The following is a 13,507-nucleotide window of genomic DNA, read 5'->3' on the forward strand; positions in this document are numbered from 1 at the left end:
CCCGCCCCCGGAGGCTCAGTCCCGGTCGACGTGCTCGCGCAGGATCTTCCGACTGGCCGCGTCCACGTCGAACGTGGTCTTGTTCCAGTCGTTCTTGGTCACCACATCCACCGACCAGATCTCCTTCTTCTGGTCATTGGTGTCCAGCTCCACGGCGGTGACCGTCCCGCTCTTGCGCCCCGTCGCCGTGGCGGCGGCCTGCTGCGGCGTCACCGTGGCCCGCTTGAGCCGGTCCGCCAGCTCCTTCATGTCGTCGTCATCGTCCTTCTTCGCCTCCGGCTGCCCCGCCTTGCCGGAGACCGCGTCGACCCGCACGGTGCTGGCCTTCCCGTCCTCGGTGGCCACCTCCGTGACCCATTCGGGCTTCCCGCCGCTCCCGCGCTTGAGCTCCACCGACACCCCCTTGGAGCCCGACACCGCCCCCGTGGCGGCCTTCAGCGCCTGGTCGTACGAGGTCTTCGCCTCCGGGACCAGCGCCTTGCGCGAGCGCTGGTCCTCGGTCATGCCGCCCGGGGAGGCCCCGGACGACTGCCCGCCCCCGGCGGACTGCGAGGGGGCCGAGGCCGAAGGCGAGGCGGAGTTAGAGCCCCCGTCCCCGTCATCGTCGCCGCACGCGGCCAACAGCCCCCCGGCCAGTACGACGGCGCACACAGCCCCGACAGCCCGGACACGTTTGGTCATGTCTTCGCTCCTCTCCGCTTTCCTAGCCGCACCATACGGCCGCAATCCGCCACATTCCCCCTGACACCGCGCATCCGGCCGACATCACCACCCCGTGTGCCCAGGGTCCGCCTCCCCACGCGAACGACCTCGGCCAACCCCCGCCCGCCGGACCCGTGGGCCGGAAACCCCCACCCCCACCAGGCCGGACGAAGACCACCCCTGTGACCTTCGCCGCAGACCCCAAGAGGGCTGGGCAGTCTGGTTACCCGCAAGTAGCATGAGGAACGTGACGCGCCCCCGGGCGCGCCCGCAGCAGTGCCATCCCGCACCTGGAGGAGAGCCAACGTGCCTCGTACCGCTAGGGACGTCGTCTTCGTCGACGGCGTCCGCACCCCGTTCGGCAAGGCGGGCCCCAAGGGCATCTACCACGAGACCCGCGCCGACGACCTGGTCGTCAAGTGCATCCGGGAGCTGCTGCGCCGCAACCCGGACCTCGACCCGGCCCGTATCGACGAGGTCGCCCTCGCCGCCACGACCCAGATCGGCGACCAGGGCCTGACCCTGGGCCGTACCGCCGGCATCCTCGCGGGCCTCCCGCAGTCCGTGCCCGGATTCTCCATCGACCGGATGTGCGCCGGCGCCATGACCGCCGTGACGAGCATCGCGGGCGGCGTCGCCTTCGGCGCGTACGACATCGCCGTCGCGGGCGGTGTGGAGCACATGGGGCGCCACCCCATGGGCGAGGGCGTCGACCCCAACCCCCGGTTCGTCAGCGAGAAGCTCGTCGACCAGTCGGCCCTCTTCATGGGCATGACGGCGGAGAACCTCCACGACCGCCTCCCCCACCTCACCAAGCAGCGCGCCGACGAGTACGCGGTCCGCAGCCAGGAGAAGGCCGCCAAGGCGTACGCCGACGGCAAGATCCAGGCCGACCTGGTGCCGATCTCGGTACGCCGCACCAACCCGGAGGGCGGCGAGACCGGCTGGGGCCTGGCCACCGCCGACGAGCCGATGCGGCCGGGCACCACCCTGGAGAACCTGGCGAACCTCAAGACGCCGTTCCGCCCGCACGGCCGCGTCACCGCCGGCAACGCGGCGGGCCTGAACGACGGCGCCACCGCCTCCCTGATCGCCGCCGAGGACGTGGCCCGCGAGCTGGGCCTGCCGGTCAAGATGCGCCTGGTGGACTACGCCTTCGCGGGCGTCGAGCCCGAGGTCATGGGCATCGGCCCGGTCCCGGCGACCGAGAAGGCCCTGGCCAAGGCGGGGCTGACGATCGACGACATCGGCCTCTTCGAGATCAACGAGGCGTTCGCCGTCCAGGTGCTGTCGCTGCTCGACCACTACGGCATCGCGGACGACGACCCGCGCGTCAACCAGTACGGCGGCGCGATCGCCTTCGGCCACCCCCTCGCCTCCTCCGGCGTGCGCCTGATGACGCAGCTGGCCCGGCAGTTCGAGGAGCAGCCGCAGGTGCGTTACGGCATCACGACCATGTGCGTCGGCTTCGGCATGGGCGGCACGGTCATCTGGGAGAACCCGCACTTCGAGGGAGCAGGCAAGTGAGCACCACGACGGAACTGCTGAAGGGCGCGGCCGAGCTGTTTCCCGACGAGGTCGTCACCCAGGCGCACGTACGGCACCTGGAGCTGCCCGGCGCCGGCGCCTTCGCGCTGATCACGCTGGACAACGGCCTGGACCACACCAAGCCGACCACCTTCGGCCCGCAGTCGCTGGCGAACCTCAACGCCGCGATCGACCAGGTCGAGGCGGAGGCCAAGGACGGGAAGATCACCGGCGTCGGCATCACCGGCAAGCCGTTCATCTTCGCCGTCGGCGCCGACCTCAAGGGCGTCGAGCTGCTCAAGCGGCACGAGGACGCGCTGGCCATCGGCAAGGGCGGCCACGACGTCTTCAAGCGCCTGTCCGGCCTGGCCGTGCCGACGTTCGCGTACTACAACGGCGCCGCGATGGGCGGCGGCGTCGAGGTCGGCCTGCACTGCACCTACCGCACCGTCTCCAAGGCGGTGCCCGCCTTCTCGCTGCCCGAGGTCTTCCTCGGCCTGGTGCCCGGCTGGGGCGGCTGCGTCCTGCTGCCGAACCTGATCGGCGCCGACCGCGCGGTCTCGGTGATCATCGAGAACTCGCTCAACCAGAACAAGCAGCTCAAGGGCCAGCAGGTCTACGACCTCGGCATCGCCGACGCGATCTTCGAGGGCGCCGACTTCCTGGAGCAGTCGCTGCTGTGGACCGCCTCGGTCCTCAAGGGCGACACCGAGGTCGTACGGACCGAGGTGGACCGCGGCGAGGCCTGGGACCAGGCCGTACAGCGCGGCAAGGCCATCGCGGACGGCAAGGTGCACGGCGCCGCCCCGGCCGCCTACCGCGCGCTGGACATCATCGCCGCCGCCAAGAACGGCGACCTGCGCCAGGGCTTCGACGCCGAGGACCAGGCCCTCGCAGACCTGATCATGGGCGGCGAGCTGCGCAGCGGCATCTACTCCTTCAACCTGGTGCAGAAGCGCGCGAAGCGCCCGGCCGGTGCCCCGGACAAGTCCCTGGCCCGCCCGGTGACCAAGGTGGGCGTGGTCGGTGCGGGCCTGATGGCCTCGCAGCTGGCGCTGCTGTTCGCGCGCCGCCTGGAGGTGCCGGTGGTGCTCACCGACATCGACCAGGAGCGCATCGACAAGGGCGTGAAGTACGTCCACGACGAGATCGACAAGCTGCTGCTGAAGGGCCGCGTCAACCAGGACCAGGCCAACCGCCTCAAGGGCCTGGTCAGCGGCCACCTGGACAAGGCCGCCGCGTTCGGTGACGCGGACTTCGTCATCGAGGCCGTCTTCGAGGAGATGGGCGTCAAGCAGCAGGTGTTCGCCGAGGTCGAGGCGGTCGTGCCGGAGCACGCCATCCTCGCCACGAACACCTCGTCCCTCTCGGTCACCGAGATGGCGTCCAAGCTCAAGCACCCCGAGCGGGTCGTGGGCTTCCACTTCTTCAACCCGGTCGCGATCCTGCCGCTGCTGGAGATCGTGCGCGCCGAGAAGACCGACGACGCGTCGCTGGCCACCGCCTTCTCCGTCGCCAAGTCGCTGAAGAAGACGGCCGTGCTGGTCAAGGACGCCCCGGCGTTCGTGGTCAACCGCATCCTGACCCGCTTCATGGGTGAGATCCAGAACGTCATCGACGAGGGCACCCCCGTCGAGGTGGCCGAGAAGGCCGTCGAGCCGCTCGGTCTGCCGATGTCGCCGCTGGTGCTGCTGGAGCTGGTCGGCCCGGCCATCGGCCTGCACGTCTCCGAGACGCTGCACGGCGCCTTCCCGGACCGCTTCACCGTCTCGCCGAACCTGGCCGCCGTGGTCAAGGCCGGCAAGCGCGGCTTCTACGTGTACGACTCCGGCAAGCCGGAGCTGGACCCGGAGGTCAAGGCGCTCCTCAAGCAGGGCGACTCGGTGCTGACCGAGGAGCAGGTCCGCGACCGCGTCCTGGACGCGGTGGCGCAGGAGATCGGCCTGATGCTGGACGAGGGTGTCGTCGCCGAGGCGCAGGACATCGACCTGTGCCTGATCACCGGCGCCGGCTGGCCCTTCCACCTGGGCGGCATCACGCCGTACCTGGACCGCGAGGGCGTCTCCGAGCGCGTCAACGGCAAGAAGTTCCTGGCGCCGGGCGTGGCGAGCGTGCCCGCGTAACACGGGACGCGATCCGCGCCGCCCGCCCCGGCACCGCTGCTCCAGTGGTGCCGGGGCGGGCGCGTTCTCCGGGGTGGCGGCCCGCCCGTGCCCTCAGTGGTGCCAGGGCAGGCGCACGGGTTCGGCCGGCGTCCGGCCGCCGCGTATGTCCGCGAGCAGCGGCGGCAGCCCGTACGGGAAGACCGTCTCCGCCGTCGTCGCCAGCTCGTCCACCGGCCACCAGCGGTGCCCGGTGACGGAGGCGCGCTCGTGCTCCCGGAAGCCGCCGGTGTCGATCTCGTACGGGGCGACCCGGAGCAGGAAGAACACGTCCTCGAACTCGCCGCTCGCCCAGGGCAGTTCGGCGTACCCGGAGGTACGGGCGACCAGCGGCCCGAGCGCGTCGGGCGCCACCCGCAGCCCGGTCTCCTCCGCCAGCTCCCGCGCCGCCGCCTCGGGCAGCGTCTCACCTTCCTGGACGCTGCCGCCGGGCGTGAACCAGCAGTGCCCGGCTTCGGGTCGGGCGGGGTCCAGGTGGCCGCGGAAGAGCAGCAGACGGCCGTCCGTGCCGAGCAGCAGGACGCGGGCGGAACGGCGTACCGGATCGGACCGGTTCTCGGTGGTGGGCATCCCGGCAGCGTACGGCCGCGCCCGCGGTGTACGACAGGAGTTTTCCGCGTGCCACGCTGGGATCATGAGCACTCTGGTGGTCGTGGACGCGGCGAACGTGATCGGCTCGGTGCCCGACGGCTGGTGGCGGGACCGCCGCGCGGCGGCCGAACGCCTGCGGGACGCGCTGGCGGGGCAGGCGGCCGACGGGCTCCCCGGGCTCGCGCTCGCCGGGCCGCCCGTGCGGCTGGTCCTCGTCGTGGAGGGCGCGGCGCGCGGCGTGGCGCCGGTGACCGGGGTGGAGATCGCCGAGGCGCCGGGGAGCGGGGACGACCGGATCGTGGAGCTGGTGCGGGACGCGGACCGGGGGCCGGACACCGTGGTCGTCACCGCCGACCGCGGGCTGCGGGCGCGCGTGACGGCGCTGGGGGCCCGGGTGGCCGGGCCGCGGGCCGTACGCCGCGCGTGACCGCCACACCCGTACGGATCAGCTGCCCTGCCCCGGGCCACCGCCCACGGGTCCGGTGGCCGCGTTCCTGTTCCCCGGACTGTTCATCCGGCTCCGCGACCGCCCGTACAGGAAGTAGATGACGAAGCCGACGAGCATCCAGATGCCGAACCGCAGCCAGGTCTCCGCCGGCAGGTTGAGCATCAGCCACAGGGAGGCCAGCACCGACAACGCGGGCACCAGCGGGACCAGCGGGGTGCGGAAGGCGCGGGGCAGGTCGGGGCGGGTGCGGCGCAGGATGACCACGCCGATCGCGACCACGACGAACGCGAACAGCGTTCCGATGTTGACCAGTTCGGCGAGCTCGTCGATCGAGGTGAACCCGGCCACGACGGCGACCACGACGCCGAGCACGACGGTGGAGCGGTACGGGGTGCCGAAGCGCGGGTGGACCTGCGAGAAGACCTTCGGCAGCAGGCCGTCGCGGCTCATCGCGAAGAAGACCCGGCTCTGGCCGAGCAGCAGGATCATGCAGACCGAGGTCAGGCCGACGGCCGCGCCGAAACTGATCAGCCCGGCCCAGAACGGGTGCCCGACGGACTTGAACGCGTCGGCCAGCGGGGCGTCCGTGGACAGGTCGCTGTACTTCTGCATGCCGGTGACCACGATCGAGACGGCGACGTAGAGCACCGTGCAGATGGCGAGGGAGCCGAGGATGCCGCGCGGCACGTCCCGCTGCGGCAGGCGGGTCTCCTCGGCCGCGGTGGCGACGATGTCGAAGCCGATGAAGGCGAAGAAAACGACCGCGGCGGCCGCGAAGATGCCCATGACGCCGAAGTTGGCCGGGGTGAAGCCGAAGATCAGCTGGGACAGCGGTGCCGCCAGGCCGTCACTGCCCTCGGTGGCCTTGCTCGGCGGGATGAACGGCTGGTAGTTGGCGCCGCTGATGAAGAACGCGCCCGCGACGATCACGAGCAGTACGACGGTGACCTTGACGGCGACGATCACCGAGGTGACGCGGGACGACAGCTTCACGCCGACGACGAGGATGGCCGTCAGCACCAGGACCAGCACACACGCGAGCAGGTCGAACCCGAACGTGCCCTCATGGGTGCCGGACAGCCCCTGCGGCAGATGGACACCGGCCGTGTCCAGCAGCGAGCGGACATAGCCGGACCAGCCGACGGCCACCACCGCGCAGCCCAGCGCGAGCTCCAGGATGAGGTCCCAGCCGATGATCCAGGCGGGCAGCTCGCCCAGCGAGGCGTACGAGAAGGTGTACGCCGAGCCGGCCACCGGAACGGTCGAGGCGAACTCCGCGTAGCACAGCGCGGCCAGCGCGCAGACCAGGCCGGCGGTGACGAAGGAGAGCGCCACGGCCGGGCCCGCGGTCTCCTTGGCGATCTTGCCGGTGAGGACGAAGATGCCGGTGCCGATGACGACACCGACGCCGAAGACGGTCAGATCGAGGGCGGAGAGGGATTTCCGGAGCGCGTGTTCCGGCTCCTCGGTGTCCCTGATCGACTCCTCGACCGTTTTGGTCCGGAACAGACCGGTGCGGCGTACCCGGGTGTGCTCCGCGCCGCCGCCGCGTTCCGGTCCGTGTGCCGTGCCCCGCTGTGTGCTGCTCATGGGCCAACCTCCGCCTGGACGACCGTCGCGACTCGTGAACTGACCGAGTCTGCGCAATGGTCGGGACGAGTACGGTGCGGCGGGCCTGTGTGCGGCGGGGATTCACCCGATGGTACGGACGGGTGGATATGCCGAAGGGCCGGTGAAAGCACCCGTTCGGGTGGCCCACCAGCCCATCGTATGACCGCTCAGCGATGTTTGTGCAGTGTTGCGCGTCGGATTTGTGCGGCCTTGAGCGGCGCCGGGGCGGCCGGTGAACGGCCGGTGAAGCCGTTGACCGGCTGGTGTACGTACGGCCGCGTACGTACACCAGCCGCTTCCTCCGTCAGTCGCGGGCGGCCTCGGCGCGCTCGGCGTCGTCCGCGGAACCCACCGACTCCGCCGCGTCCACCGACCGGTCCGTGCCCTCGTACCGACCGTCGATCTTCGAGACCAGACCGGTGACCTGCCGGGCGATGTCCGGCGCGGTCAGCCCGATCTCGGCCAGGATCTCCTTGCGGGATGCGTGGTCGAGGAAGCGCTCCGGAATGCCGAAGTCACGCAGCGGCACGTCCACGCCCGCGTCGCGCAGCGCCTGGGCGACGGCGGAGCCGACACCGCCCGAGCGGCTGTTGTCCTCGACCGTGACCACGACGCGGTGCCCGTCGGCCAGGCCCGGCAGCGCCGCGTCGACCGGCTTGACCCAGCGCGGGTCCACCACCGTCGTGGAGATGCCCTGCTTGTCGAGCAGATCGGCGACCTCCAGGCACATCGGCGCCAGCGCGCCCACCGACACCAGCAGCACGTCGGGGCGCTCCACACCCTCCCCGGGCTTTCGCAGCACGTCCATGCCGCCGACCCGGCCCACGGCCTCCACCGCCGGACCGACCTTGCCCTTCGAGTAGCGCACCACGGTCGGCGCGTCGTCCACCTCGACGGCCTCGCGCAGCTGCGCCCGCACCTGCTCGGCGTCGCGCGGGGCGGCGATCCGCAGCCCCGGCACCACCTGGAGCAGCGACATGTCCCACATGCCGTTGTGCGAGGCGCCGTCGTCACCGGTGACGCCGGCGCGGTCCAGCACGAAGGTGACGCCGCACTTGTGCAGCGCCACGTCCATCAGGACCTGGTCGAAGGCGCGGTTGAGGAAGGTCGCGTACACCGCGAAGACGGGGTGCAGACCGCCGGTCGCCAGACCCGCCGCGGAGACCGCCGCGTGCTGCTCGGCGATGCCCACGTCGTAGACCCGGTCCGGGAACGCCTTCGCGAACTTCTGCAGGCCCACCGGCTGGAGCATCGCGGCCGTGATCGCCACGATGTCCTCGCGCTCCTGGCCCAGCTTGACCATCTCGTCCCCGAAGACGGAGGTCCAGCTCGCGCCGCCGGCGGCCACCGGCAGGCCGGTGTCCGGGTGGATGACGCCGATACCGTGGAAGCGGTCGGCCTCGTCCTGCTCGGCGGGCTTGTAGCCGCGGCCCTTCTCGGTCAGGCAGTGCACGATGACCGGGCCGCCGAAGCGCTTGGCGCGCTGGAGCGCGGACTCCAGGGCCTCGATGTCGTGCCCGTCGATCGGCCCGACGTACTTCAGCCCCAGGTCCTCGAACATGCCCTGCGGCGCGATGAAGTCCTTCAGGCCCTTCTTGGCGCCGTGCAGCGTCTCGTACAGCGGCTTGCCGACGACCGGGGTGCGCTCCAGGAGGTCCTTGCCGCGCGCCAGGAAGCGCTCGTAGCCGTCCGTCGTGCGCAAGGTGGCCAGGTGGTTCGCCAGGCCGCCGATGGTGGGCGCGTACGAGCGCTCGTTGTCGTTGACGACGATCACCAGCGGGCGGTCCTGGGCGTCGGCGATGTTGTTCAGCGCCTCCCAGGCCATGCCGCCGGTCAGCGCGCCGTCCCCGATCACCGCCACAACATGATCGTTTTTGCGCAGCACCTGGTTGGCCTTGGCCAGACCGTCCGCCCAGCCGAGCACCGTGGAGGCGTGGCTGTTCTCGATCACGTCGTGCGGCGACTCGGCGCGCGAGGGGTAGCCGGACAGGCCGCCCTTGCTGCGCAGCCTGGAGAAGTCCTGGCGGCCGGTGAGCAGCTTGTGGACGTAGGACTGGTGGCCGGTGTCGAAGAGGACCTTGTCCCGCGGCGAGTCGAAGACCCGGTGCAGGGCGATGGTCAGCTCGACCACACCGAGGTTGGGGCCGAGGTGACCGCCGGTCTTGGAGACGGCGTCGACGAGGAACGTACGGATCTCCCCCGCCAGCTGCTCCAGCTGCTCCGGCCCCAGCCGGTCCAGATCGCGCGGTCCCTTGATACGGGTCAGCAGCGCCACCCGTGCCTCCTTGCTGTCGAGCTGGTTCGGGCGATTCGTGCAGATTCGCCTGGTTGTAGCTGGCTCTGGCTGGTCGACCTTGTCGATCCGCCGAGTCTAATGTTCCGCCTGCGGCGGCGGATAACGGGCCGTGCGATGTATGTCACGCGGATGGCCTGTTTGCGGACGCGGCCTTCGGCCGCGGAAGCGGCGTGGGGTGACGGGTGGGGATATCTGTGCTGCGTGGTGGGGGTACGGGTGCTGCGCGGGCTGTCCGGTGGGTGGGGGTGCGCGTCTCGCGCCTAGAGTTCGGTGGGTGGGGGCTCGGGGCCCCGCAGGGGTCACTCCTCGGCGCCGGGAGTCATCCTTGTGTTCGTTCTTAACCGGGGTCTCGGTCGTCCTGCGGGGAGACCCCTACGTGTCCCCGAGCCCGCGCCGTTCGCGGCTTTCCCGCCGCCGTGGCTGGGGTCTTTACAGACCCCGGCACGGCTTACGCATCACGTCGAGGTGCCCGGGGGCCCTGCGCCTATGCCCCGCGAGCCTCACCACAGGGTGGGCGCGCACCTGGGTCATCGAAAAAACTCCCCCCACCGGCCCGCACCCGCCAAACCGGCGGGAGGGGGTGTGCAGGGGGACACTCCCCGCAGGACGACCGTAGCCCCGGTCACCAACGAACACTGGTTCACTCCAGGCGCCGAGGAGATGGCCCCCTGCGCACCCCCGCCCCCAAACAAACGCAACGCGCATCCGCGCGAAGCGCGGGCCCGGTACCCCCCACCCGCCGCGACAGCGGCATGTCAAGGCCGAAGACCAGGGCCCCCAGTATGTACCGGTGAACCACGTGCGCAGCACGCCCCGCTACGCCCGCCCCGCCGTCTTCTGCGTACGCCGCGACACCGAGTCGATGACGACCGCCGCCAGCAGCACCGCCCCCGTGATCATGTACTGCACGGCCGACGCGATGCCCAGCAGTGCCATGCCCGAGGCGATGGACTGGATGACCAGGACGCCCAGCAGCGCGGACCACGTCTTGCCGCGTCCGCCGAACAGGCTCGTACCGCCGATGACCGCGGCGGCGATCGCGTTCATGAGGAGACTGCCCGCCCCGGAGGACTGGTTCGCGGCGTTGATCTGGGAGGCCAGGAACATGCCGCCGACGGCGGCCATCGTGCCGGCGAGGGAGAAGACGGAGATGCGGATGAACGCGACGTTGATGCCCGCACGGCGTGCCGCTTCGACGCTGCCGCCCAGGGCGAAGACCTGCCGTCCGTACGTGGTGCGCCGCAGCACGAAGTCGAGGGCCACCACGACGCCCAGGAAGATGACCACGGCCAGCGGCAGGCCCTTGTACTGGTTGAGGAGCCAGGCGGCCAGATAGGCGGGGACGGCGAGGATCACCGTGCGCAGGACGATCTCGCTCAGCGGCCTGCTCGGGACGCCCGCTGTCTCCCGGCGGCGCGCGTCGAGCAGCGAGAGGCCGAGGAAGGCCAGGACGGCGACCGTCGCCAGGCCGTACGCGGCGGCCACGTCGGTGAAGTAGTAGTTGGTGAGCTGGGCCACGAGGCCGCTGTCGTCGAGGTTGATGGTGCCGTTCGACCCGAGGATCTGGAGCATCAGGCCGTTCCAGCCGAGCAGTCCGGCCAGTGTGACGACGAAGGCGGGGACGCCGATGCGGGCGAAGAAGAAGCCGTGCAGGGCGCCGGCCACGGTGCCGGTGAGGAGGGCGAGGATCAGGGCCGGCCACTCCGGCATGCCGTTGTTGATGGTGAGGACGGCGAAGACCGCGGCGGCCAGGCCGCTGACCGAGCCGACGGACAGGTCGATCTCGCCGAGGATCAGGACGAAGACGATGCCGACGGCGATCAGTCCGGTGCCGGCGGCCGTCACGAACAGGTTCGAGAGGTTCTCGGCGCCGAGGAACGCGGAGTCCTGGAGCTGGAAGACCAGGCCGATGACGATGAGGCCGACGATGACCGGGAGGGAGCCCAGCTCACCGCTGCGCGTCTTGCGGCGGAACTCGTCGAGGTACCCCTTGAAGCCCTGCTGCCGCACGAGCAGCCGCGGGTCCACGGCGACAACGGCGCCCTCAGCGGCGCCATCGGCGGCGCCATCGGCGGCGGCATCGGCGCCCACCGGCTCGTCGCCGGCTTTCGAGAGGTTGGTGGTCATGTCCGGCCCTCCGCGGTAGCCGTCCGCGCCTTGCGCCGGGTCACGGCGTTGTCCGTGGCACCGGTGATCGCGGAGATGATTTCTTCCTGGGTGGTGCCGCGCACCTCGAAGGTGCCGTTGTTGCGGCCCAGCCGCAGCACCGCCACCCGGTCGGCGACGGCTTTGACGTCGGCCATGTTGTGGCTGATGAGGATGACGCCGAGGCCGCGTTCCCGTAGCCGTTCGACCAGGTCGAGGACCTGGGCGGTCTGCTCGACGCCGAGCGCGGCGGTGGGCTCGTCGAGGATGACGACCTTGGGCTCGCCGAGCAGTGAGCGGGCGATGGCGACGGTCTGCCGCTGGCCGCCGGAGAGCGAGGCGATGGGGATGCGCACGCTCGGGATGCGGATGGCGAGGGTGGCGAGCAGTTCGCGGGAGCGGCGTTCCATCTCGACCTCGTCGAGCACCCCGGCCCGTACGATCTCGCGGCCGAGGAAGAGGTTGCCGACGACGTCGAGGTTGTCGCACAGCGCGAGGTCCTGGTAGACGGTCGCGATGCCCAGTTCCTGGGCGGTGTGCGGCCGGTCGACGGTGACCGGCCGGCCTTCCCATTCGATGACGCCGTCGTCGGCGGGGCCCACGCCGGCGATCGCCTTGACGAGGGTGGACTTGCCGGCGCCGTTGTCGCCGACCAGGGCGACGACCTCGCCGGGGTGGATCTCCAGTTCGACATCGGTGAGCGCCTGTACGGCGCCGAACCGCTTGGAGATCCCGCGCAACGCCAGCACGGGCGCAGCGGACACGTGAATCATCTCCTTCGCCGCCTGACCGGCGGTGACGCGCCGTCCGGCCCCCGGGTCGGCGGGGCCGGGCGGACGGCCGGGCCTACTTCAGGCCGGCCTCGGCGCAGGCGGACTGGAACTTGGCGGTGCAGATCTCGGCCTTGGTGAAGAAGCCCTCCTGCCCGACATACTTCGCAATATCGGCCTTGGTCAGCGCGAAGGGCGTCACGATGACGGACGGCACCTTCTTCTCGGTAGCACTGTCGACGGTCGACTTGGCGATCCCGTCGAGCTTCTTGCCCTGGGCGAGCGCGACGGCCATGGACGCGGCGGCGTCGGCCTCCGGCTTGTACGGCTTGTAGACGCTCATGAACTGCTCGCCGTCGAGGATGCGCTGGACGGCGGAGAGTTCCGCGTCCTGGCCGGTGACCGGCGGCAGCTTGGTGAATCCGGCGCTCTTGAGGGCGGTGATGATGCCGCCCGCCATGCCGTCGTTGGCGGAGTAGACGCCGATGATCCTGTCCTTGCCGAGCGAGGAGATGGCGCCCTTCATGTTCTCGTTGGCGTTCTCCGGCTTCCACTCCTTGGTGTCGTACTCCTTGCCGATCTTGACCTTGCCGTCGAGTACGGAGTGCGCGCCGTCCTTGTACATCTTGGCGTTCGGGTCGGTGACGGACCCGTTCATCATGACGATCTCGCCCTTGTCGGCGTTGTCGCCGAGCGCCTTCAGGAGCGATTCGCCCTGGATCCGGCCGACGCGCTCGTTGTCGACGGAGGTGTACGCCTTGATCGGGCCCTCGGCCAGCCGGTCGTAGGCCACCACGGGTATGCCCTTGTCGTTCGCCTTCTTGACGGAGGCGGCGATGGACTTGGCGTCCACCGCGTCCAGGATCAGCGCGTCGACCTTCTTGGTGATCATCGTGTCGACCTGCTGCTGCTGGACGGAGGGGTCCTGCTTGGCGTTGTCGTAGAGGATCTCGGTGTCCTTGCCCGCCAGCTCGCGGATCTTCTTCTCGATCAGCGGCTTGTCGAACCGCTCGTAGCGCGCCGTCTGGTTCTCGGGCAGCAGGAGGCCGATCGTCAGCGGCCCCTTCTTGTCCTTCTTGGCGTCCGAGTCGCCGCCGGCCTCCTTGGCGGAGCCGCAGGCGGCGAGTCCGAGGGCCATCGAGACGGCGGCCGCGGCCACGGCAGCACGACGCAGATGCGTGTTCACGGTGAAACCTCCCTGACGAGGCCGCGTCGTTGCGGCCGAGGTGGCTGGAAGTCAACTCGGCCGCTCGCA

At 70.7% G+C, this 13,507-nt stretch carries 10 protein-coding genes; 3 read left to right on the forward strand and 7 right to left on the reverse strand.

Annotation, left to right across the window (positions count from 1 at the left end; all coding sequences use genetic code 11):
- Positions 1-15: 15 nt before the first annotated feature.
- On the reverse strand, positions 16-504 hold the full coding sequence (locus CP973_RS29085; protein ID WP_150246867.1) for a PepSY domain-containing protein: 489 nt from the start codon (positions 502-504) through the stop codon (positions 16-18).
- 504 nt (positions 505-1,008) lie between these two features.
- Here CP973_RS29085 and CP973_RS29095 point away from each other — a divergent pair.
- Both CP973_RS29095 and CP973_RS29100 read left to right on the forward strand, forming a co-directional pair.
- Positions 1,009-2,229 (forward strand): thiolase family protein, encoded by a 1,221-nt coding sequence (locus tag CP973_RS29095; protein ID WP_150246869.1) that lies wholly within the window; start codon positions 1,009-1,011, stop codon positions 2,227-2,229.
- Positions 2,226-4,352 carry a 3-hydroxyacyl-CoA dehydrogenase NAD-binding domain-containing protein gene (locus CP973_RS29100; protein ID WP_150246870.1) on the forward strand — a complete coding sequence of 709 codons (2,127 nt, stop codon included), beginning with the start codon at positions 2,226-2,228 and terminating at the stop codon, positions 4,350-4,352. The genes CP973_RS29095 and CP973_RS29100 overlap by 4 nt, the downstream gene beginning before the upstream one ends.
- 93 nt (positions 4,353-4,445) lie before the next feature.
- Here CP973_RS29100 and CP973_RS29105 read toward each other — a convergent pair whose 3' ends face one another.
- Positions 4,446-4,961, reverse strand: coding sequence for an NUDIX hydrolase (locus CP973_RS29105; protein WP_150246871.1), 516 nt, complete (start codon positions 4,959-4,961; stop codon positions 4,446-4,448).
- Between the two features lie 64 nt (positions 4,962-5,025).
- On the opposite strand from CP973_RS29105, the gene CP973_RS29110 reads away from it, so the two are divergent.
- On the forward strand, positions 5,026-5,409 hold the full coding sequence (locus tag CP973_RS29110) for an NYN domain-containing protein (RefSeq protein ID WP_150246872.1): 384 nt from the start codon (positions 5,026-5,028) through the stop codon (positions 5,407-5,409).
- Between the two features lie 18 nt (positions 5,410-5,427).
- Here the strand turns inward: CP973_RS29110 and CP973_RS29115 are convergent, their stop codons facing one another.
- The 5 genes from CP973_RS29115 to CP973_RS29135 form a co-directional block, all read right to left on the reverse strand.
- The gene (locus CP973_RS29115; protein ID WP_244410060.1) at positions 5,428-7,020 is read right to left on the reverse strand and encodes an amino acid permease; all 1,593 of its coding nucleotides are present in this window, start codon (positions 7,018-7,020) and stop codon (positions 5,428-5,430) included.
- A gap of 325 nt (positions 7,021-7,345) precedes the next feature.
- Positions 7,346-9,316, reverse strand: coding sequence for a 1-deoxy-D-xylulose-5-phosphate synthase (gene dxs / locus CP973_RS29120; protein ID WP_150246873.1), 1,971 nt, complete (start codon positions 9,314-9,316; stop codon positions 7,346-7,348).
- 837 nt (positions 9,317-10,153) lie between these two features.
- Positions 10,154-11,464, reverse strand: a complete 1,311-nt coding sequence (locus CP973_RS29125; protein ID WP_150246874.1) for a sugar ABC transporter permease — start codon at positions 11,462-11,464, stop codon at positions 10,154-10,156.
- Positions 11,461-12,255, reverse strand: coding sequence for an ATP-binding cassette domain-containing protein (locus tag CP973_RS29130; RefSeq protein ID WP_150246875.1), 795 nt, complete (start codon positions 12,253-12,255; stop codon positions 11,461-11,463). The genes CP973_RS29125 and CP973_RS29130 overlap by 4 nt, the downstream gene beginning before the upstream one ends.
- 73 nt (positions 12,256-12,328) lie before the next feature.
- Entirely contained in the window at positions 12,329-13,438 is a 1,110-nt protein-coding gene (locus tag CP973_RS29135; RefSeq protein WP_167538536.1) for a substrate-binding domain-containing protein, read from the reverse strand.
- Positions 13,439-13,507: the final 69 nt, after the last annotated feature.

The organism is Streptomyces albofaciens JCM 4342 (assembly GCF_008634025.1).
In the GTDB taxonomy this organism is placed as follows: Bacteria; Actinomycetota; Actinomycetes; order Streptomycetales; family Streptomycetaceae; genus Streptomyces; species Streptomyces albofaciens.

Excerpts from the sequence above, each read along its gene's own strand:
- CP973_RS29085 (WP_150246867.1), bottom strand. The coding sequence starts at position 504 with ATGACCGAGGACCAGCGCTCGCGCAAGGCGCTGGTCCCGGAGGCGAAG.
- CP973_RS29105 (WP_150246871.1), bottom strand. The coding sequence starts at position 4,961 with ATGCCCACCACCGAGAACCGGTCCGATCCGGTACGCCGTTCCGCCCGC.
- CP973_RS29110 (WP_150246872.1), top strand. The coding sequence starts at position 5,026 with ATGAGCACTCTGGTGGTCGTGGACGCGGCGAACGTGATCGGCTCGGTG.
- CP973_RS29115 (WP_244410060.1), bottom strand. The coding sequence starts at position 7,020 with ATGAGCAGCACACAGCGGGGCACGGCACACGGACCGGAACGCGGCGGC.
- CP973_RS29125 (WP_150246874.1), bottom strand. The coding sequence starts at position 11,464 with ATGACCACCAACCTCTCGAAAGCCGGCGACGAGCCGGTGGGCGCCGAT.
- CP973_RS29130 (WP_150246875.1), bottom strand. The coding sequence starts at position 12,255 with ATGATTCACGTGTCCGCTGCGCCCGTGCTGGCGTTGCGCGGGATCTCC.